Below are 21656 nucleotides of genomic sequence, written 5' to 3' on the forward strand. Positions count from 1 at the left end.
GTTATTGAGATGGCGCGTAGTCTACCATGAGGTGCTGTTTTCTTGCCGTGACCCCCACTTTGAACCTGCTGCCCCAAATCCTGGCCGACGCCGACCGCTGCGTACTCTGCGGTATGTGCCTGCCTCACTGTCCCACCTATGGCCTGAGCCATAACGAGGCGGAGTCGCCGCGCGGACGCATCGCGCTGATGCTGGCAGTGGCGCGCGGGCAACTGCAGCCCGATGCCGGCCTGCGCGGCCATCTGGAACGTTGCCTGGGCTGCCGCGCCTGCGAGGCCATGTGCCCCTCGCTGGTGCCCTATGGCCGGCTGCTGCGCACTACGCGCGAGTATCTATATAGCCATGAACACTCCCGTTTGGCCGATATGCTCGCCACACCGGCACGGCGCAGCCTGCTGCGCAGCGGGCTGCGCCTGTTCCAGGCCAGCGGCCTGCAACGGGTAACGCAGAAACTGTCTCTGTTCGGCCACAGCGCCGCAGGCCGGCTGATACAGGGTTTGCCGCAGACGAGCGCCGCCCCGGCCGTGCCAGAATTCACGCCGGCGCAGGGTGAAGAGCGCGGCCAGGTGGCACTGTTCGTAGGCTGTACCGGCGATCTGCTGCAACGTCAGCTGTTGCACGATGCCCGGCGGCTGTTGAGTGCGCTGGGTTACGCCGTGCATGTACCGGCACAACAGGGCTGCTGCGGCGCACTGCACGTACAGCAGGGTGACGGCGCAACCGCGCGCCGGCTGGCGCGGCAGAACCTGGCCGCCTTTCCGGCCGCGGCAGAGGCCATCATCAGCGTGACCACCGGCTGCGGCGCCCTCCTGCATGAGTACGACGAGCTATTGGAGGACGTACAGGCCAGCGCGTTTGCCCGGCGCGTGGTCGACATCAATGCCTTTCTTGCCGAGGCCGCATGGCCGGACGATTTGCTGTTGCGCCCGCTGGCGCAAAAGGCGGCGGTCCATGAGTCCTGCACCCTGCGCAACGTGCTGCGCGGGCAGAAATCGTTGTACGCCCTGCTACGCCGCATCCCACAGCTGGCGGTCATTGAGCTGCCGCATAACGAGCGTTGTTGCGGCGCCGCCGGCAGTTACCTGCTTGACCACCCCAGCGAGGCAGATGTCTTGCGGGCCGACAAAGTGGAGGCCGTGGCGGAACTCCAGCCGCAGTGGCTGGTGAGCGCCAACATCGGCTGCGCCATGCATCTCGCGGCGGGGCTGCGTGAAGAGGGATTGGAGGTGGAGGTGGTACACCCGGTGACACTGCTGGCACGGCAGCTGTAGGGCGGGTTCAATCCAGCCCTACCTGCGTCTAAACGCTTGTTGTGTGGTGCTACAATCTGACCAATGTCGCGGCGAAGCCGCTCCTACCGATTTGACGACGATGCGCAACTACTCCCCCATCGACAAGCTATTCCTCAATCTCGACACCGGCCTGCGCACCGTTTTCGGCCAGCCGGTGCTGACCGAGCGCCCCAACCCGGCACAGCACCTGCCCGACGCGGAATTGAGCGAGTCCGAGCGCATGCTGGCCGGACGGCTGATGCGAATCAACCACGCCGGCGAGGTATCGGCGCAGGGTCTGTATCAGGGACAGGCGCTCACCGCCCGGCTGCCGGAGGTGCGCGAAAAAATGGAGCGCGCGGCCCTGGAGGAAAACGACCATCTGGAATGGTGCGAGCGCCGTGCCAAGGAAATGGGTACCCACGTCAGCTATCTCAACCCGGTCTGGTATGTGGGCTCACTGGCCATCGGCGCCATCGCCGGCGCCGCCGGTGACAAGTGGAGCCTGGGCTTCGTGGTGGAGACCGAGCATCAGGTGGTGAAGCATCTGGACGAACACCTGGCGCAGCTGCCGGAACACGATCAGAAAAGCCGGGCGATCCTCGAACAGATGAAGACGGACGAGGCACACCATGCCACCCTCGCCCTGCACGCCGGCGGCGCTCCCCTGCCAGCGCCGGTTAAAACGCTGATGGGCCTGGTATCGAAGGTGATGACGCGGACGGCGTACTGGATTTAAGGCCTGACCGGCTGAAGCCGGCCGCCCTACACATCATTTCTTCGGAATCTTCTTCAGGTTCCTGCCGTAGAAAATCTCCAGCATCTCCCGCTGCAGGCGCCGCCGGATGGTACGCGAATCCGCCGGATCGAGGTCGCGTGCCTGGATGCCGAACAGATAGTTATCCAGATCGAACTCCTTGAGCATCATCTTGGTGTGGAAGATGTTTTCCTGATAGACGTTGACATCGATCATCTGGTAGCGGTCCAGGGTATCGCGGGCGATATAGTTCTGGATCGAGTTGATCTTGTGGTCGATGAAATACTTGCGCCCCTTCACATCGCGGGTGAAGCCACGCACACGATAGTCCATGGTGACGATATCGGATTCGAAGCTGTGGATCAGGTAATTCAAGGCCTTGAGTGGCGAAATGCGGCCGCAGGTGGAGACATCGATATCGGCGCGGAAGGTGCTGATGCCGTTGTCTGGATGGCTCTCCGGATAGGTGTGTACGGTGATGTGGCTCTTGTCCAGGTGCGCCACCACGGCGTCCGGCAGCAATGGCCCCGGCGACTCGGTATTGGACAGGTCCTGCGACAGCACCGGCTCCTCGGAAATCAGCATGGTGACGCTGGCGCCCTGCGGATCGTAGTCCTGGTGGGCAATATTGAGGATGTTGGCGCCGATGATGTCCGCCACATCGGTGAGGATGTTGGTCAGCCGTTCGGCATTGTATTCCTCATCGATGTACTCGATGTACTCGCGCTGCTGGGCATCGGTCTGCGTGTAGCAGATATCGTAGATATTGAAGCTCAGCGTCTTGGTCAGGTTGTTGAACCCGTGCAGCTTGAGCTTGGTTCCGAGTGAGTCAGGCAATTCATGCACCTCCGCAGGCCAGATGTTCAGATAGCCTCCGACCGGCCTGACGACTGGTCGAAACGGTGCATTATCCCAGATTCTGCGGCGAGGACAAACCGCTGTCAGTTGAAATCCCAGCGATACCCCAGGCTGAAGTAGTAGTTCTGCGGCACCTCTTTGCGCGAGGTCAGCGCCGCTCCCACCTCGCCCTCGAGGGAGTGCTGCTGCCAGCGGCGATAGTTGGTCACCAGTGATGGCTTGAGCATCCAATAGTTGAAATCGTTGGATTTGTCGTCGCGGTATTCCAGCTGGATACGGGGATTGAATTGCCAGTGGCCCGTATTGACACGGCTGTTCACGAACATGGCCGCAGTGTCGACGGTCTGGCCTTGCCCCAGACGCAGGCCGAGGATGGTGATGTCTTCCTGCCAAATCAGGTTGCGGCCGATGAGCTGCGCGGAGACATAGTACTCGCCGCCACTGGACGGCGTGGCCATCACCCCGCCCGACTCCGGCGTGGCCCCCACCTCCGTGGTAGTGATGTCGGCGGTGATCTGGTAGCGCTCGCTCAAGGTGTGGGCCACACCGGCCATGATGGTCTGGCTTTCCGCGGTGCGATCCAGCGCCAACTGCTCGATCTGTTCGGTGGTATAGATCTGCGCCAGGGCATCGAGCGTGGACACCGCCTGCCCCTGCAACGCGTTGCTGGTGCTGAGGGTGGGACTCATGCGACGGTCATAGAGCAGGTTCAGGCTGGTGGCCTCGGTCACCGACCAGGTGCCGAGCAGCATCATGGTATTGAGCTTCTTGTAATGGGCATCGTAATCGACCAGACCGAAGAAGGAGCGATCCGGCTGGAAGTAGCGTGCCTCGCCACCCACCGCATTGCGATCGAGATACCCATCGGCGCGCTGCTGGATGCCGTACAACTGGAAATCCCAACTTTCCGCCAGCCCGCTGATGTCGGCACTCACGCCGACAAAGTTTGCCCGATCATTGACAGCGGTGTCGGCGCTGGTCTGCACCGGATAGCCAGCCACCGCATTGAGCTTCAGTTGCGGCGTGAGGCGCATACCGGCGAATACGCCATCGAACCGCCCCAACACGCCGCCGCTGCTGCTACTCTGGCGCCCGAAACGCACGGACCAGTCCTGCTCTTTGTTGAGGACATCCAGATAGAAGGTGCTCAGGCGATTTTCATCACCCGGCCCGTTGTCCATGAAATCCTTGCGGTGGCTGCCGGTAAAGCGCAGGCGGGTATCATAATCGCCGCTGCGAACGCGCCCCGTGACGTCGAAGTAGGAGGTCAGGGCGGAACGCGACAGTTCCGCGCCCTCGGCATCGGTGACATCGGTATCTTGACGGTAAATGGCAGAGAAGCTGCCATACAGCATGTACTGGGACGGCGCGGAACGCTTTTTTGCCGTGCGCAGGCCCGCCTTCAGCTCGGCATGGGCCGTCTCCAGGGCAACCAGCCGCTGGCGCACCCGCTCGGCATCCTCCCCCTCGGGATAGAGGCCCAGAAAACGTTCGTACTCCTTGTGCGCCGCCGCCATGTCGCCGCGCCGCTCCTGCGCCACACCCAGCAACTCCTGCGCCTCACGCGCCGTATCGGCATCGCCCTCGTCGATGGCCTGCTGATAGAGCAGCACCGCCTGATCGTAATTTCCTTGAATCAGGGCCAGGCGTGCCGACTCGAGCACGGCCGAACGGCTGCCGCTGCGCGCGGCCGGCAGCTTGTCCACCGCTGTTACCGATTCACCGCCGGTGGCCTGGGCGAGTTCGTAGCGAGTGATCTTCATGACGCGTGCGTCGGGATAGGTTTGCTGCACCTGGGGCAGCAGGGCCTCGGCGTCACCGCGGCTGGCGAAGAAGCCAGCACGCAGAAAATACCAGCGATCACCACGCCGCTCACTTTCCGTCGCGTAGAGACGCAATCCGGGGAGCGCCGCCACCAAAGCCTCGGCATCGGATGGGTTCAGCGGTTTGGTACTCGCCATCAGGTTGATGACGTAACGCTGTTCCGGATCGATGCCGTCACTGCGCGTGTCGCTACGGGAGGCCAGTTTCTGCACCGGCTTGCTGCGAGTAGCGTCGAGGGTAAGTGACTTGATCGCCGGCGCCTCCACCGGAGCAGGCAGCGGGCGGGCCGTACGCACAACTTCAGGAGCCTCACCCGCTGCTGCAGTACCGTCGATCCAGGCGGAAGGGTAGTCGGCACGCAACTGCGCCAGTGCGGCGGCCGCTTCGCTGCGGTTGGCAAACAGCCCCAGCCGCAGGCGATACCAGCGGCGACCGTCCTTGTCGAACTCGGTGACATAGTACCGGTAGCCGGCCAGTTGCGGCGGCACCGCGTAGCCTGCGAGATCGATGGGCGTAAGCGACGACAACAAATTGATGCTCAAGCCCTCCCCGGAAGGAGGGCCCGCTACGGCCACCGGGGCGACAGCCGGGAAGGGTTCGGGCGGACGCTGCGCCTCCGGTACCTTGACCTCGGCAGCAGGCAATCCGGCAGCGGAGATTTCCCCCACGGAGGCACGATCGATCCATGCGGACGGGTATTGCGCACGCAACCGCGCCATGGCGGCCTTGGCCGCCTTGTTGTCGCTGAATACCCCCAATCGCAGGCGGTACCAACGGGTATTGCCCTTGACGAACTCGGTGGTATAGAGCTGATAGCCGTTCAGTTCCGCCGGCAGTGCATGATCGGCGATGGCGATGGGCGTCACCGACGACAACAGGTTCAGCGCGAGGGGGACGCTCTCGGCGGTAACCGTTCCGCACAGCAAAAGCAACATCGCAAGGCCGCCCAGCGCCCGCGTCAGATTATCCACCATCGCTCGTTCGTTCCTCATCGCTCAGGGGCGGTCACGGAGGATTTCCGGATCACAGGCATCGGCACCCTCCGCCGCAGGGACCGCAATCAGTACGCTGCGAAAATCCCTGCCCTGAAGCACCGTGAACCGTGTGGTGGCGCTGAAGTCCACGTGGAGCACCCCGCGGCCTTGCTGACCGGATTCGAACCCCACCCATTGCACGTTGAACGGCGCCGGCGCAGCAACGCGCACGGCCTCGCGCTGCTCCTGTTGCAGGATATCCGGCGACTGCAACAACTGAACCTCTATGCGCAGCTGCCTGGCTTCGACAACAGGGAAGTGGCTCAGATGTGCCACCGGCATACGGAACCGCACCTCGACCACCGCACAGCCTTCGTGCGCATACCGCTCGACGCCTTCCAGCACTTCATGGCCGGGTGGCTGCGCCAACGCCGCCACCGCAATGGCGGCAACGCCGAAAACGCCACCGATGACTAACTTGCGCATGATTCTTCCTTACCAGTCGCGGTCGCTGACCTTGTGTTCCGGCTTGCTCTTGTGACAGGTGCCGGCGCAATTGCGCAGTGCACTTACCGTCGCATTCTGATGTTTGCTGGGCTTGTAGTCGCTGGCATGGCAACCGGCGCAGTCCGGGGCATAGGCCGGCGCGGACCAGGTCACCGCCTCGCTGTTGCCCTTGTGGCAACTGGTGCAGCCAAGGTTGCGCGCGTGCGTACCCGGATAGGCGGTACCGCTGTGCGAGAAATTGATCGGCACCCAGAAGCTGGTGCTGTGGCAAGTGTCGCACTGGCGCGTGGTGACGAAGTGTCCGGTGGGCTTGCCAGTGGCCTGGCTGCCGTTGTGGCAGGTGGAACAGGTGCCGCTGACATTGCTGTGCGTGAACTTCGCCGGCACCCAGGCGCTGGTGGTATGGCAGGTGTCGCACTGCGCCGTGGTGGCGATATGGCGCGACGGCTTGCCCGACGCCTGGGATCCGTTATGGCAGGAGGAACAGGTGCCGGTGACGCCGCTGTGATTAAAGCGGGTCGGCGTCCAGCCGCCGGTGGTGTGGCAGGTATCACATTGCGCCGTGGTGGTGATGTGGCGTGACGACTTGCCGGTGGCGGTGCTGCCGTTATGGCAGGAGGAACAGGTCCCGGTGGCGGTGCTGTGATCAAAATGCGCCGGCACCCAGCCGCGCACGGAGTGACAGGAGTCGCACTGGGCAACCGTCGGGACATGACGCCCGTGCTTGCCTGTGGCAATGGAACCGTTGTGGCAGGTGGCGCAGCTGCCGCCGACGCCGCGATGATCGAACCGGGCCGGACGCCAGGTGACGTTGTTGTGGCATTCGGAGCAGTCACCCATGGTGGGGATGTGGCGCGCGCCCTTGCCGGGCGCAGAGCTGCCGTTGTGGCACGCACCGCAACGGTCCCCCATATCCGGCGTATGGGTGAAATCCACCATCGACCAATCGGAGGTGACGTGGCAATTGTCGCAGGCGGCGCGCGTCTGGATGTGCTTGCCCGGTACAGTGCTCGCCTGCACCACGCCGCCCTTGGTATGACACTGGGCACACTGCCGCGGCGTGGCCTTGAATACGCCGCGCACGTGGCAGCTGTTGCATTCCACATTGGCATGACTGCCGGTCAGAGGGAAACCGGTGACGAAATGGTCAAAGCGCTTCTCGGCAGCGATGGCCGCACTGCACGCCAGCATTAGCCCGATGACGCCCAGCGCCATCCTGCATCCCCGTGCGACCTTCTCCATGATCACTGCCCCTTCTTAGGTACCGGTTTGCCCATACGCATCGTGGGCCCCAGCAAACTTAAATCATCGAATTTTGTGGTTACGTGACAACGGTTGCAGGCCTGGCCGTAACTGCCACGGTGCACATCATCGTCGCCATGGCAGCTGCCGCAGGCCTGGTTGAGCTTCGGCCCCGCGCCCTTGCGGTGGCATGCGTTACACGCCAGGCTCTTGTGGGCGCCATCCAGTACAAACTTGGTGTCCTTGTCATGATTGAAACGCCACAGGCGCCAGGCGTTCGGCGTATGGCATTGTGCACATGCCTTGCCCAACGCCCCCTTGTGCTCGTCATTTTTAGCGTGACAATCGATGCACTCACGCTTGGTGTCACGGTAACCGGCAGTAACATGACATGCCTCACAGGGCGCGGTGGCATGCAGTCCGATGAGCGGGAAGCGGGTGATGTCATGATCAAATGCGACGTTCTTGCTCCAGCCCTGCTCGTTGTGGCAACGCTCGCAGTTGGTGCCCAGCTGGCCCTTGTGCGCATCGTCCTTGACGTGACACGTACGGCATGCCTGTTCCAGCGCCACTTCGTGCACCGGTCCGCGGTGACAGGCCTGGCAGGAGACCTTTTCATGGCCGCCGCGCAGTGCGTAACCACTGGCGCGCTGGTGGTCGAAGCGGGCCTCCTTCCAGGCTTTTTCCTTGTGACAATCGCCGCATGCTTCACCATTGCGACCTTTGTGCACATCGTCAGCCGCATGGCAGCCGTTGCAGGTGCGCGGCGGCTTGTCCTTGCCGTCGACGGACTTGTGGCAGTCGCGGCAGGGCAATTCGCGGTGGCGCAGCCGCAGAGGGAACTTCGTTTTGCGGTCATGATCGAACGTATTTTCCTTCCATGACTTCTCCCCATGGCAGCTCTTGCATTCGCTACCCAACCGGCCGCCATGGACATCGTTGATGTTATGACAGGCGATACATTGCTGCGGCGTATCCTTGTAGCGCCCATCCGGATGGCAGGTGGCGCATGCCACCTCTCCGTGGCGGTGGCGCAGGGGAAACTTGGTCTTGCCATGGTCGTAGCGTGCATCCTTTTTCCAACCGCTGCTCTTATGGCAATCGGCACATTTGTCGCCCAGATTGCCACCATGAACGTCCTGTCTGCGATGGCACTCAACACACTTGCCGGGGGCCTCGCGGTGTTTCTTGCCTACGCTATGGCACGACACGCAGCGCGCGGCGCGGTGGCGGCCCTCAAGCTTGAAGTCGGTCACATCGTGATCGAATGATTCCGGCACCAGAAGCACGATGTCCGCCTTACGGCCCTTGTGTTCACTGTGGCAGTGCTTGCATTCAAGTTTCGGGTCGACGGCACGGCGGCCGTGCAATCCCTGGCGTTGCTGCACGTCAACGGCCACCTCCTTGTGGCAGTCGAGACACAGCCGGCGCTGCTCCTTCTTGTTGAACGACTCGTGGCAGGAGTCGCACTTCTCCTCGTACTCGGCATGACCTTCAATGACGGGCCCCGGCATCAGCAACTTCTCTATGGAAGCGGCCTGCGCAATCGAAATCCCCCCGGCAATCAGACCGACAAGCATCCACCACCAACGCATAAGCTGATGTCACTCAATACATATGCACAGCGATGACATGCACGATGCCGGCGAGCAGCATCATCATGAACAAGGGCAGATGCAAAATGTGCCACCAGGAAAACATCCGCTCGTAAGCACCAATCTCAGCCACTCGGCGCAGATTTTCGATGTAGCTGGCGACGAAACGCGCGGCCACGCGTTGGGCTCGATGTGTCTTCTCCACAGGCCAATCGGACCTGTCGCCATGGCGCATCAGCTTGCTGTGCATCAGATGGACGATGCGCCTGCGGGTATACCAACAGCGCAGGATCACCCAGGGAAAGTTCAGCAGGCGGACCAGCGCGGAGCGCTCCCGCAACAGCCAGGACTCCAGTTGTGTCAGGGCGTCGGCTGCCTCCGGGATGGAGCGGAATAGATTGGCGAATCCACCCTTGGCTGCAGTGAGACGCTCCTGTAGCCCGCCCAGGCTGCTACGCGCGCCGTACAGGCCGTAGTGAATGCGGGTATAGATGTAGCGACCAACCAGACCGGAGCCGGCAACCAGCAGCATGCTGATCAGGGCCACGTTGCTGTTGATCGCCCCCAGATGAAAATTGGCGTGGAACAGAATCATCACCGGCCCCAACACGCCAAACAGCATGTGTATACGGAACCAGTGGCGGATCGGCCCCCAGCGGAACAGGGGCACCTGCTTCTTGCGCAAGGGATAGAGCAGCAGTAGCGTCATCATCACACCGCCGCCGATACCCAGCGCATAGCCCAGACCATGCTCGGCATTCAGGTAACCGGCGTCGCGCCATTCCCAGCCGAGATAGAGCATGACCAAAACGGCAAGCGCAAACGGCAGCGCGCTACGGCCGCTGCGCAAGGGTTCCTGCACCAAATTGGGGCGAACAGACGCGCGTGCGGGTTCAGCGGTATCAGATTTTGCACGCTCGCTGACGACGGCATTCATGCGTCACTCCTCCTCATAAAACCATATCGTTCTTATTAGGGCGGCAATCATGGTTTCGGCGTTGCGCAATTACATTGAACACAATCACAAACCCCTCAAAGGGGTGTGCATAAACTGCCGAAATATCAAATATTCGTATCCGGCAAATGTTCGGATGGCCTATCTGTAAGGAGAAAATCTAGGTGAGCGACGTCTTTCTATGGTCGTTCTATGGATCACCGGCACTGGCCATCCTCGGCTGGTACATCTACACACACCGTCGCCATGAGCAGCAAAGCATTGCCATCCGTGACGAGGCCATCAATAGCGGACTCACCGAACCGGCGTCATTGCACCCGGTCATCAACCAGGTTCTGTGTATCGGCTGCGGTTCCTGCGTCGCTGCCTGTCCGGAACATAACGTCCTGGGACTGATCAATATGCGGTCGCACCTGATCAATCCCAGCCACTGCATCGGCCATGGCGCCTGCCAGCGCGCCTGTCCAGTGCAGGCCATCACCCTGGTGTTTGGCACTGAAAAGCGCGGTATCGACATTCCCAACGTCAATCCCGATTTCCAGACCAATGTCCCCGGCATGTTCATTGCCGGCGAACTGGGTGGCATGGGGCTGATCCGTAATGCCATCACCCAGGGTGTCCAGGCGATGGAATCGATCCGCACACTGGACGGCATCGGCCGCGGCGATCGTCTGGACGTGGTCATCGTGGGTGCCGGCCCGGCCGGCTTTGCCGCCTCCCTCGGCGCCATGCAACACAAGCTGCGCTTCGCCACCATCGAACAGGAGTCCCTCGGTGGCACCGTGGCCCACTTTCCGCGCGGCAAAGTGGTAATGACGGCGCCGGTACAACTGCCCCTTGTCGGCAAAGTGAAATTCACTGAAACCAGCAAGGAGACACTGCTAGCGTTCTGGCAAAAGGTGGAGCGTGACACCAAACTTAAGATCAACTATCAGGAACGGGTGGAGGACGTGTTGCGGGAGGATGGGGGGTTTACGGTGCGCACCAACAAGGCCAGCTATCGTACCCGTGCCGTCCTGCTCACCATCGGCCGGCGCGGTACGCCGCGCACCCTGGACGTGCCGGGTGAAGAACATTCCAAGGTGGTGTATCGCCTGATCGACGCCGAACAGTATCGGGGCCAGCATGTGCTCGTGGTCGGCGGTGGTGACAGTGCCCTGGAGGCCGCCACCAGCATCGCGGAACAACCGGGGACTACGGTAACCCTGTCCTACCGCAGCGGCTCATTCAACCGCGCCAAGGAAAAGAATCGCCAGAAGATCGACGCCGCTGCGGCCGCCGGCAGGCTGCGGGTAATGTTCAATTCGGGCGTCAAACACATACATGAGAAAACCGTGGATATCGAACAGGACGGCACCTTGCACAGCCTTCCCAACGATGCCGTCATCGTCAGCGCTGGCGGCATCCTGCCCACACCTTTCCTCAAACAGATCGGCATCGAAGTGGAAACCAAGCATGGTACGGCTTAGCGCCATTGTACTGCTGATGTTGGCCATAGGCGCGGCCGGTGCAGCCGAGCTGGATAACTATCAGGGCGCCATCCGCGCCCGCGACTACGATCGCGCCGCTGCCCTCATCAAGCCGCTGGCCGAGCGCGGCAATCCCCAGGCGCAATATGAACTGGCCGGACTCTACCGCAGCGGACGCGGTGTCGAGCGCGACAATACGCGCGCGTTCCGCTGGTTCGGCAAGGCGGCTGCGCAAGGCCATGCCCCCTCCCAGTACAGTCTGGCGCAATGCTATGAACGGGGCTGGGGCACGCCGCGCGATGACAGGAAAGCCATGGAGTGGTATCGCCGCGCCGCGGCACAGGATCACACTGCGGCGAAGGAACGGCTGGCACAGGACAACATCCCGGGGGATGCCACTCCTGCCACGCTCACCCTGGAGCAGCGCCTGCGTCAGGCCGCTGCGGCCGGCAACCCGGTCGAGGTGCGCACGCTGCTAAACAACAGCAAACCAGATGCTGCCGATGCCTACGGCACCACGCCGCTGCACCTGGCGGCGGCTGCCGGCCATGCGCAAGTGATACGCACGTTGCTGGCGGCCGGGGCCAAGCCCGCACTGCGTGACGACTACCAGGAAACACCCCTGTTGCAAGCGATCCGTGGCGGCCACCTCACCACCATGCACGCACTGCTCGACGGCGGCGCCGACATCAACATGCGCGACGCCCACGGCAACACCCCGCTGCTGGTCGCCGTCCAGGCAGGACACGGCGCCATCGCGCAGGCACTGCTCAAACGCAGGCCCGATGTCCACGCGCGCAACCACAAGGATTGGGACGCCTTGCGCTATGCGCAGTCGCGCGGGGACACCATGCTGGCCAATCTATTGGTGCAGGCCGGAGCCAAACCCAGCCAGGAGCGCCGCACCGGCACCCTGGCCGCAACACTGCCGCCGCCGGATACCACCGCGGAGAGCGGCCCCTACCGCGGCTGGTCGCCGCTGATGACGGCGGCCTGGCGCGGCCAGAAAGAGGCCGTCGCGGCCCTGGTCAAGCGCGGCGCCGACGTCAACGAGCAGGACGCCGGCAACCACACCCCTCTCACCCGCGCCCTCAGCCAGGGACACGAGGAGGTGGCCACCTGGCTGCTCGCCCACGGTGCCCTGCCCGACACCGTGCTGGAGGACGGCTCCACGCCGCTGCATCTGGCCACTGCAACAGGCATGACCGCCGTTGCACAACTCCTGGTGCAAACCCGGGGAACCGATGTCAACGCACGCAAAAAAAATGGCGACACGCCGCTGCTCATGGCCGCCGGGATGAAGAGCCAGGAGTTGCTGAATGCGCTGTTGCAGCAAGGCGTCGATCTCGGCCTGGCCGATCGCCAAGGCCGCACCGCCCTGCACCGCGCCGTGGCCGCAGGAAACATCGCGTCCGTCCAACAGTTGCTGCAACAGCTGGCGCCGGTGGACGAGCCCGACGACCACGGCGTAACACCGCTGTGGCTGGCCGCCGATCAGGGCAATGAACCCATCGCCAGGGCACTACTTCTCCATGGCGCCACCCCCGACCGCACCGATCAACGCCGGCAAACGCCGCTGATGCGCGCCGCCGTCAATGGTCACACTGCGCTGGCGCAGGTGCTACTGCGTCACGGTGCGGCCCTCGATGCCCTGGATCTGGACGAGAACACGCCGCTGTTACTGGCGGCGGCCAACGGCCACAACACCCTGGTGCAGCAGTTGCTCGACGCGGGCGCGAAACTCAACCATCGCAACCGGACCGGAGACAGCGCCCTGATGCTGGCCGCCCGCGGCAATGATCGCACCATGGTGGATCTGTTGCTGACCGCCGGCGCCGACTTCCGCCTGGGCAACGCCAATAAGGAAGATGCGGCGACAGCGGCTCGCCGCGCAGGCCATACCGAATTGGCGGCCTACATCGAACAGTACGCCAGGGAGAAAAGCTGGCTGCCGGCACTGTTCAAGTGACGGCACCGCCTGGACTACCCTTCGACGATCTCGTAGTCGTGGGTGACTTCGGCCACCTTGCCCAGCATGATCGAGGCAGAGCAGTACTTCTCTGCCGACAGTTCCACTGCGCGCTTCACCTGGGCCTCTTTCAGTTCGTGGCCGGTGATGATGAAGTGGACATGGATCTTGGTGAACACCTTGGGGTCGGTCTCGGCACGCTCGGCGGTGATTTCCGCCACGCAGTCGCGGATCGGCTGGCGCGCCTTCTTCAGGATGCTGACCACGTCGAAGGAGGTACAGCCGCCCATGCCGAGCAGCAACATCTCCATGGGCCGCGGCCCCAGGTTACGGCCACCGTGGTCGGGCGGGCCGTCCATCACTACCGCGTGGCCGCTGGCCGCCTCGCCGATGAAGGTGGCCTGTTCCACCCATTTGATACGCGCCTTCATTTTAACTTTCCTCCAAGCTGGGTTATTCTGGGGCGATTCTACCCGCTTGCCTGAGCCAGGGCGGGCTGGTATACGTAACACCCACTCAATTCCTAGGGACAAGGGGTAACCATGACGACCAAGGCGCTGACCACCGGCAACCCGGCGATCGATCGCTTCCTGGTCCATTGCCACCGCCGCAAATACGCCTCCAAAAGCACCATCATCCGTGCCGGCGACAAGCCCGACGTGCTGTATTACGTCGTCAAGGGCGGCATGACGGTACTCATCGAGGACGACAACGGCCGCGAGATCGTACTCGCCTATCTCAATCCCGGCGACTTCTTCGGCGAGATGGGGCTGTTCGACGAAAGCGCCGGCCGCAGCGCCTGGGTGCGCTCACGCACCGAGTGCGAACTGGCCGAGATCAGCTACACCCGCTTCCGTCAGGTAGCCCACGACGACCCGGAGATTCTGTTCGCCTTGTCCAGCCAAATGGCGGCGCGCCTACGCACCACCAGCCGCAAGGTGGGCGACCTGGCCTTCCTCGACGTCACCGGCCGCATCGCCCGCACCCTGCTCGACCTGACCAAGGAGCCGGATGCCATGACCCATCCCGACGGCATGCAGATCCGCATCACCCGCCAGGAGATCGGCCGCATCGTCGGCTGCTCACGTGAAATGGCCGGCCGCGTGCTCAAGACCCTGGAAGAACAAGGCCTGATCTCGGTAAAGGGCAAGACCATCGTCGTATTCGGCGCCCGTTGACCCGTCGGCGCCCACAGCGTGGGCGCACGCACCATCTGGCCCGGCCGTCTTTTCGCCGAGAGACTCGAGCGCCTACGCTCCGAAGAACAACTCCGCCAGCTTGTCCCCCGGTTCCGCTGCGCGCATAAACGCCTCCCCCACCAGAAAACTGTGTACACCGTGAGTGCGCATCAGCGCCACGTCGTCGCGGCTCAGGATGCCGCTCTCGGTGACCACGATGCGGTCAGCGGGGATCTGCGCCAGCAGATCGAGAGTGGTTTGCAGGGAAACCTCGAAGGTGCGCAGATTACGGTTGTTGATGCCGACCAGCGGCAAGGGCAGACGCAGGGTGCGCTCCAGTTCCAGCGCATCGTGCACCTCCACCAGCACGTCCAGTCCCAGCTCCGTCGCCACGGCGGTCAATTCCGCCATCTGCGCATCGCTCAGCGCCGCGGCAATGAGCAGGATGCAGTCGGCGCCGATGGCGCGCGCCTCCACCACCTGATAGGGGTCGATGATGAAGTCCTTGCGGATCACCGGCAGGCTGCAGGCGGCGCGCGCCTGTTGCAGGTATTCGTCGCTGCCCTGAAAAAAATCCACGTCGGTGAGTACCGACAGGCAGGCGGCGCCGCCGCGCTCATAGGAAGCGGCGATCGCCGCGGGATGAAAGTCGGGCCGCAACACGCCCTTGCTGGGCGAAGCCTTCTTCACCTCGGCAATCACCGCAGGCAGACCGGCGGCCAGCTTGGCACGCAGGGCGCCGACGAAGGGGCGCAGCGCCGGTGCCGCAGCCGTGCGTGCACGCAGCGCCTCGATGCTGACCTGGGCGCGGCGCGCGGCGATCTCTTCGTCCTTGCGGCGCAGAATCTTCCTCAGGATGTCCGGGGTATCACTCACGTCACGCCACCTTGAAACTGTTGCTCACCTGAACCAGGCGCGTGAGCCGCTCGCGCGCAGCACCGCTGCTGATCGCTGCCCGTGCCTTTTGCACGCCCTCCTCCAGTGTGTCGGCGAGATCGGCGGCATAAATGGCGGCACCGGCATTGAGCACCACGATGTCGCGGGCCGGGCCATCCTTGTCATCCAGCACCTCGCGCATGATCCCGAGGCTCTGCGCCGGCAACTCCACGGCCAGACGCTGCACGTCGGCACGTACCATGCCGAACTGTTCCGGCGTAATGGCGTAGCGTTTGACACTGCCGTTGTGCCATTCGGCCACCTGGGTCGGTGCACCGATGCTGATCTCATCCATGCCGTCCTCGGCATGCACGATCAGCACGTGTCTTGAACCCAGCCGCCCCAGCACCTGCGCCAGCGGCTCCAGCCATTCGCTGCTGTACACGCCGAGCACCTGATGCGGCGCGCCGGCCGGATTGGTCAGCGGCCCCAGCACGTTGAAAATGGTGCGCACGCCCATCTCGCGGCGTGGACCGATGGCGTGCTTCATGGCGCTGTGGTGCTTGGGGGCGAACATGAAACCGACACCGGCCTGCTTGACGCACTCGGCCACCTGTTGCGGTGTCAACTCCAGATTGACGCCGGCCGCCTCCAGCACGTCGGCACTGCCGGACTTGCTCGACACCGAGCGGTTGCCGTGTTTGGCGACATTGGCGCCAGCGGCCGCCACCACGAAGGCGGCGGTGGTGGAGATGTTGAAGGTGTGGGCGCCGTCACCGCCGGTGCCGCAGGTGTCCACCAGATGCGGCAGGTCCACCTCGACCCGCGTCGCCAGCTCGCGCATCACGCCGGCGGCGGCGGCGATCTCGTCCACCGTCTCGCCCTTCATGCGCAGGCCGACGAGGAAACCGCCGATCTGCGCCGGAGTCGCCTCGCCGGTCATGATCAGGCGCATTACCGCCGTCATCTGCTCGGAACTAATGTTGCGGCGCTCGGTAACGGCGCGGATGGCTGTCTGCATGTCCATAATGGAAAACCTTTGGCGTTATGCTCTGCAAAATGTCGGGCGATTGTCCCGTTTCCCCGCCGCAGCGGTCAAGGCGCAACCACTGCACCGTAGCGCTCCTGCCAGCCCCAGACCAGCAGGCCGGCACCCGCCAGGGCCAGCATACCCAGCGCCAGGCTCCACACCTGGTGGGCAAGGAGCGGCACCAGCAAGCCGGCCACCAGTGCGTTGAAACCGACCTGCATGAAAGATTGCACCGCCGCCGCCATGCCGCGGTTGCGCGGGAAACAATCCAGCGCCAGTACGGTGAGGTTGGGCATGCTGAACGATACGGCAAAGGCGTACAGCACCAGCGGCGCCAGCACGCTCAGCGGTGTCGGCGGCAACAACAGGGCCTGCACCACATTGACCAGACTGGCCGCAAGCATCAGCGCATAGCCGATGCGGATGCCGCGCTGTGGCGTCATGCGGCCGGCCAGCCGGCTCATGGTAAAGGAACCCAGCATCAGGCCACCCACCATGGGGACGAACTGCATCCAGAAATCGTTGACGCCCAGGTGCAGGTGGTCGTACAGCAGCGTGGGTGCGGCGGCGATGTAGATGAAGAAGCCACCGAAGTTGAGGGCAAAGGCCGACACCAGGGCCATGAAGCGGCCATGACGCAGGGCCATGGCATAGGCGCCACCCACTTTAACCGGATGGATGGAGTGGCGCCCCTCGGCCGGCAGCGTCTCCGGCGCGCGCCAGGTGATGATACCGAGCACAACGACACCGAGCAGGGCGAGAAACCAGAACACCGCGCGCCAGCCGGACCAGTCCTGCAACACGCCGCCGATCATCGGCGCAATGGCCGGGGCAATGGCGAAGATCAGCATCGCCTGCGACAGCACCTTCTGCGCATGATGACCGCTGAAGGCATCGCGCACCATGGCGCGCCCCACCACCACACCGGCCCCGGCCGACAGCCCCTGCACCACGCGCCAGAACAGCAGACCACCAATGGTGGTGGTCAAGGCGGCACCGATACTAGCGATCACATACAGCGCCAGCGCGCCGATGATCACCGGGCGACGACCGAAGCTGTCGGACAACGGGCCATAGATCAACGTGGTCAGGGCGAAGGCGGCCAGATACAGCCCCATGGTCTGCTGCATCTGCGCATGGCTGGCACCGAGATCGGCGGCAATGGCGGGGAACGACGGCAGATAGGTGTCGATGGTGAACGGCGCCAGCATCGACAGCGCGGCAACCATGAAGGCGATGAACAGCGGATGATGCGCCGGGACGGCGCTGGTATTCGGCACAATAAACTCCAATACAGCCGGGCCCTAACGCGAACAGGCTTCGCGACCCGGCGCCGTCTAGCTGCGCCGGCCGCCCCGCATGGCGAGGAAGTTGCGCAGCATGTCGTGACCGTGCTGCGTGAGGATCGACTCGGGGTGGAACTGCACGCCCTCGATGACGAACTCGCGGTGGCGCACGCCCATGATCGCCTCACGGCTGCCGTCGGCGTTCTGCGTCCACGCCGTCACCTCCAGGCAGTCCGGCAGCGAAGACTGCTCGATCACCAGCGAGTGATAACGTGTGGCCTGGAACGGATTGCTCAGCCCGGCGAACACGCCGACGTTGGCGTGATAAATCGGCGAGGTCTTGCCGTGCATGATCATGCCCGCATGCACGATGTTACCGCCGAAGGCCTGCCCAATGGACTGATGCCCCAGACAGACACCGAGGATCGGCAACTTGCCGGCAAAGTGCTGGATGGCCGCGACGGAAATGCCCGCCTCGCTCGGTGAGCAGGGCCCCGGCGAAATCACCAAGCGCTCCGGCTGCAGACGCTCGATCTCCTCGATGGAAATCTGATCGTTGCGGTGCACCTGCACCTCGGCGCCCAGCTCGGCGAAGTACTGCACCAGGTTGTAGGTGAAGGAGTCGTAGTTGTCGATCATCAGCAACATGATGTGTCCCTCACCGGCGCGGCGTGTCGAGGCCGGCCTCGGCCAGCGTGGCGGCGCGGAAGATGGCGCGGCTCTTGTTCATGGTCTCGTCCCACTCGTTACGCGGGATGGAATCGTAGACGATGCCGGCACCGGCCTGCATGTAGAGCGTGCCTTCCTTGACCACGGCGGTACGAATGGCGATGGCGGTATCCATGTTGCCATTCCAGGCCAGGTAACCGACGGCGCCGGCGTAGACGCCGCGCTTCACCGGTTCCAGTTCGTCGATGATCTCCATGGCGCGGATCTTCGGCGCACCGGAGACGGTGCCGGCGGGGAAGGTGGCGCGCAGGGCATCCATGGCGCTCATGCCCGCCTTCAGTTTGCCTTCGACGTTGGAGACGATGTGCATGACGTGGGAATAGCGCTCGATCACCATCTTCTCGGTGAGCTCGACGCTGCCGGTCTCGGCGATGCGACCCACATCGTTGCGGCCCAGGTCGATGAGCATCAGGTGCTCGGCGATCTCCTTGGGATCGGCCAGCAGATCGGCCTCCAGCGCCTTGTCCTGCTCCTCCGACTTGCCGCGCGGCCGCGTGCCGGCGATGGGACGCACTGTGACCTTGCCATCTTCGCAGCGGGTGAGGATCTCCGGCGAGGAACCCACCACCTGGAAGCCGTTCAGGTCCAGGTAGAACATATAGGGCGAGGGGTTGAGGCTGCGCAGGGAACGGTACAAATCCAGCGCCGGCGCATAGAAGGGGAGCGACAGGCGCTGCGACAGCACAACCTGCATGATATCGCCGTTGACGATATAGTCCTTGGAGCGGCGCACCGCCTCCTCGAAGCCGTGCTGGGTGAAGCCGGAAACGAAATCCTGCTCGGTCACCTGATGCGGTGTCGTCGCCGCACGCGCCGGCAGCGGGCCGCGCAACTGGGCGATGAGCTGATCGAGGCGCTGCTGTGCCGCCACCAGTGCATCCTGCCCTGCCGGATCGGCATGGACGATGACGTGCAGCTTGCCGCTTAAGTTGTCGAACACCACCACCTCGTCCGACACCATCAACATCACGTCGGGCACACCCATCTCGTCGGTGTTGGGACAGGGACCGAGACGCGGCTCGATGTAGCGCACGGTGTCGTAGCCGAAGTAGCCGACCAGGCCGCCGTTGAAGCGCGGCTCGCCGGGCTCGCAGGCCACCTTGTAGCGCTGCTGGAACTGCTCGATCCAGGCCAGCGGGTCGGCGACGGTAATGGACTCCACCGCGGTGCCGTCGTGCTCCACATCGATGTCGTGGCCGCGCACGCGCACGATGGTGCGGCAGGGCAGGCCGATGATGGAGTAGCGGCCCCACTTCTCGCCGCCCTGCACCGACTCGAACAGATAGGAGTACGGCGCGTTGGCCAGCTTGAGGTAGGTGGACAGCGGCGTATCGAGATCGGCGAGGACCTCGCGTGCAACGGGAATGCGGTTATAGCCCTGGGAGGCGAGTTCGGCGAAACGTTGTGGAGTCATGGCAGCGACCTGACAGGCAAAGTTATTACGGAAGCAAGGGGTACACGCGAACGCCTACCAGCGGCGCCATCGCGGCGCGGCCACTTCCGTCTTTGTCTTGTCGGTATGCACCATGTTCATTTCAGCTTGAGCAGGTTTTTCAGTTCGACCAGGGAGTCGATCACGGCGTCCGGCTTGGCCTCGCGGATATCGACGCCATGATTGTAGCCATAGCTCACCGCCACTACCGCGTAGCCTGCGGCCCGCGCCGCCTCCACGTCGTGCATGGAGTCGCCCACCATCATGGCGTGGGCCGGTTCGACTTTAAAGAAATCAGCCGCATGGAGCAAGGGCGCCGGGTGGGGCTTCTTTTGCGGCGTGGTATCACCGCTCACCACGATGCCGAAGAAATCGCGTATCCCCTTGTCCCGCAGCAGCGGCTCGGTGAAGCGCGCCGCCTTATTGGTGACACAGCCTAGCTTCAGACCGGCCGCCTGCAGCGCCGCCAGCCCTTCCCGCACGCCGGGGAACAGACGGCTGCGCTGGCTGGTGTTGACCTGATACAGGTCGTTGAAGATGTGCAGCGCACGCTCGAATTCGGCGGCCTCCGGCTCGGCATACAGGTCGTCGGTCAGGGCGCGCTTGACCAGGCGCTCGACGCCATTGCCGACCCAACCGCGCACCTTGGCCTCGCCCCAAACCGGACGGCCCAGTTGTTTCATCATCTCATCAACGCAATAGGCCAGGTCCGGCACGCTGTCCACCAGCGTGCCGTCCAGGTCGATGAGGATCATTTCTGGTTTGACTAAGGGCATGAATCGCTAACCAATAAAACTTCAAACCCTGCCGCAGAGACGCGGAGACACAGAGAATTTACAGAGGTGTTCTTCTCTGCGGCTCTGCGCCTCTGCGACGGGTGTTGTCTTTAAGGTCTTACTTGCCGACCTTGGCCAGTTCGGCGCGCATTTCGCCGATGATGGTGTTGTAGTGGTTCTTGTCCTTGTCGTTGCGCTTGCCGAACACGGCAGAGCCGGCGACGAAGGTGTCCACACCCGCTTCGGCCACTTCCCTGATGTTGGCCGGGCCGACGCCGCCGTCGATCTCCAGGCGGCAGTTGTAGCCGCCTGCCTTGATCATGGCGCTGACCTTGCGCGCCTTGTCGAGCACGTAGGGGATGAACTTCTGGCCGCCGAAACCGGGGTTCACGCTCATCAGCAGCACCATGTCCAGCTTGGGCAGGGTGTATTCCAGCACGTCCAGCGGGGTGGCCGGATTGAACACCAGGCCGGCCTTGCAGCCGCTTTCCTTGATCAGGCCGATGGTGCGGTCGATGTGCTCGGAGGCCTCCGGGTGGAAGGTGATGTAGGTGGCGCCGGCCTTGGCGAAGTCAGGGATGATGCGATCCACCGGCTTGACCATCAAATGTACGTCGATGGGGGCAGTGACGCCGTGCTTGCGCAGGGCCTCGCACACCAGCGGGCCGATGGTCAGGTTGGGCACGTAGTGGTTGTCCATTACGTCGAAGTGAACGATGTCCGCGCCGGAGGCCAGCACGTTAACAACTTCCTCACCGAGACGGGCAAAGTCCGCCGACAGGATGGAAGGGGCAATCTGATAGTCCGCCATGGTGATCCCTCTGAGCTGATGAATGATGCCCTCTGCGGGGCGTTTCAAAAAATGAGCGCCGATTGTACCGGCTCCGGGCGGCCAATGCGACAAGCACGCTTTACGGGCCGCGGCCCG

Annotated in this window: 19 protein-coding genes; 5 read left to right on the forward strand and 14 right to left on the reverse strand. The window is 63.4% G+C overall.

Annotation, left to right across the window (positions count from 1 at the left end):
* Positions 1-47: 47 nt before the first annotated feature.
* Both ACMV8A_RS10000 and coq7 read left to right on the forward strand, forming a co-directional pair.
* Positions 48-1271 (forward strand): (Fe-S)-binding protein, encoded by a 1224-nt coding sequence (locus ACMV8A_RS10000; protein ID WP_495325636.1) that lies wholly within the window; start codon positions 48-50, stop codon positions 1269-1271.
* A gap of 100 nt (positions 1272-1371) precedes the next feature.
* On the forward strand, positions 1372-2010 hold the full coding sequence (gene coq7, locus ACMV8A_RS10005; RefSeq protein WP_495325637.1) for a 2-polyprenyl-3-methyl-6-methoxy-1,4-benzoquinone monooxygenase: 639 nt from the start codon (positions 1372-1374) through the stop codon (positions 2008-2010).
* Between the two features lie 33 nt (positions 2011-2043).
* Here coq7 and speD read toward each other — a convergent pair whose 3' ends face one another.
* The 6 genes from speD to ACMV8A_RS10035 form a co-directional block, all read right to left on the reverse strand.
* Positions 2044-2865 (reverse strand): adenosylmethionine decarboxylase, encoded by an 822-nt coding sequence (speD, locus tag ACMV8A_RS10010; protein ID WP_495325638.1) that lies wholly within the window; start codon positions 2863-2865, stop codon positions 2044-2046.
* 104 nt (positions 2866-2969) lie between these two features.
* Entirely contained in the window at positions 2970-5684 is a 2715-nt protein-coding gene (locus ACMV8A_RS10015; protein ID WP_495325639.1) for an SPOR domain-containing protein, read from the reverse strand.
* 21 nt (positions 5685-5705) lie between these two features.
* A complete protein-coding gene (locus tag ACMV8A_RS10020; RefSeq protein WP_495325640.1) occupies positions 5706-6170 on the reverse strand; it encodes a hypothetical protein in 465 nt (154 codons plus the stop codon).
* 9 nt (positions 6171-6179) lie between these two features.
* Positions 6180-7433, reverse strand: coding sequence for a cytochrome c3 family protein (locus ACMV8A_RS10025; RefSeq protein ID WP_495325641.1), 1254 nt, complete (start codon positions 7431-7433; stop codon positions 6180-6182).
* Between the two features lie 2 nt (positions 7434-7435).
* The gene (locus ACMV8A_RS10030) at positions 7436-8947 is read right to left on the reverse strand and encodes a cytochrome c3 family protein (RefSeq protein WP_495325642.1); all 1512 of its coding nucleotides are present in this window, start codon (positions 8945-8947) and stop codon (positions 7436-7438) included.
* A gap of 94 nt (positions 8948-9041) precedes the next feature.
* Positions 9042-9965: a hypothetical protein gene (locus ACMV8A_RS10035; RefSeq protein ID WP_495325643.1), complete on the reverse strand. Its 924-nt coding sequence runs from the start codon at positions 9963-9965 to the stop codon at positions 9042-9044.
* A 182-nt stretch (positions 9966-10147) separates the two neighbouring features.
* On the opposite strand from ACMV8A_RS10035, the gene ACMV8A_RS10040 reads away from it, so the two are divergent.
* Together ACMV8A_RS10040 and ACMV8A_RS10045 are read left to right on the forward strand one after the other, a co-directional pair.
* The gene (locus ACMV8A_RS10040) at positions 10148-11452 is read left to right on the forward strand and encodes an NAD(P)-binding domain-containing protein (RefSeq protein ID WP_495325644.1); all 1305 of its coding nucleotides are present in this window, start codon (positions 10148-10150) and stop codon (positions 11450-11452) included.
* The gene (locus ACMV8A_RS10045; RefSeq protein WP_495325645.1) at positions 11439-13421 is read left to right on the forward strand and encodes an ankyrin repeat domain-containing protein; all 1983 of its coding nucleotides are present in this window, start codon (positions 11439-11441) and stop codon (positions 13419-13421) included. Before ACMV8A_RS10040 ends, ACMV8A_RS10045 begins: the two co-directional genes overlap by 14 nt.
* Positions 13422-13435: 14 nt before the next feature.
* Here ACMV8A_RS10045 and ACMV8A_RS10050 read toward each other — a convergent pair whose 3' ends face one another.
* On the reverse strand, positions 13436-13852 hold the full coding sequence (locus ACMV8A_RS10050; protein WP_495325646.1) for an OsmC family protein: 417 nt from the start codon (positions 13850-13852) through the stop codon (positions 13436-13438).
* Between the two features lie 111 nt (positions 13853-13963).
* Here ACMV8A_RS10050 and crp point away from each other — a divergent pair, with 111 nt between their 5' ends.
* Positions 13964-14599 carry a cAMP-activated global transcriptional regulator CRP gene (gene crp / locus ACMV8A_RS10055; RefSeq protein ID WP_495325647.1) on the forward strand — a complete coding sequence of 212 codons (636 nt, stop codon included), beginning with the start codon at positions 13964-13966 and terminating at the stop codon, positions 14597-14599.
* A 72-nt stretch (positions 14600-14671) separates the two neighbouring features.
* On the opposite strand, the gene trpC is transcribed toward crp, so the two are convergent.
* From trpC to rpe, 7 genes are all read right to left on the reverse strand, one after another.
* Positions 14672-15475: an indole-3-glycerol phosphate synthase TrpC gene (trpC, locus tag ACMV8A_RS10060; RefSeq protein ID WP_495325648.1), complete on the reverse strand. Its 804-nt coding sequence runs from the start codon at positions 15473-15475 to the stop codon at positions 14672-14674.
* A gap of 1 nt (position 15476) precedes the next feature.
* Entirely contained in the window at positions 15477-16502 is a 1026-nt protein-coding gene (gene trpD, locus ACMV8A_RS10065) for an anthranilate phosphoribosyltransferase (RefSeq protein WP_495325649.1), read from the reverse strand.
* A 68-nt stretch (positions 16503-16570) separates the two neighbouring features.
* Positions 16571-17785, reverse strand: a complete 1215-nt coding sequence (locus tag ACMV8A_RS10070; RefSeq protein ID WP_495325650.1) for a multidrug effflux MFS transporter — start codon at positions 17783-17785, stop codon at positions 16571-16573.
* Positions 17786-17842: 57 nt separating this feature from the next.
* Entirely contained in the window at positions 17843-18439 is a 597-nt protein-coding gene (locus ACMV8A_RS10075) for an anthranilate synthase component II (RefSeq protein WP_495325651.1), read from the reverse strand.
* Between the two features lie 10 nt (positions 18440-18449).
* The gene (gene trpE, locus ACMV8A_RS10080; protein WP_495325652.1) at positions 18450-19934 is read right to left on the reverse strand and encodes an anthranilate synthase component I; all 1485 of its coding nucleotides are present in this window, start codon (positions 19932-19934) and stop codon (positions 18450-18452) included.
* Positions 19935-20050: 116 nt separating this feature from the next.
* The gene (locus tag ACMV8A_RS10085; RefSeq protein WP_495325653.1) at positions 20051-20728 is read right to left on the reverse strand and encodes a phosphoglycolate phosphatase; all 678 of its coding nucleotides are present in this window, start codon (positions 20726-20728) and stop codon (positions 20051-20053) included.
* A gap of 118 nt (positions 20729-20846) precedes the next feature.
* Complete coding sequence (gene rpe / locus ACMV8A_RS10090) at positions 20847-21539, reverse strand: ribulose-phosphate 3-epimerase (protein ID WP_495325654.1); 693 nt, start codon at positions 21537-21539, stop codon at positions 20847-20849.
* Positions 21540-21656: the final 117 nt, after the last annotated feature.

Source organism: Sulfurivermis sp. (assembly GCF_059410345.1).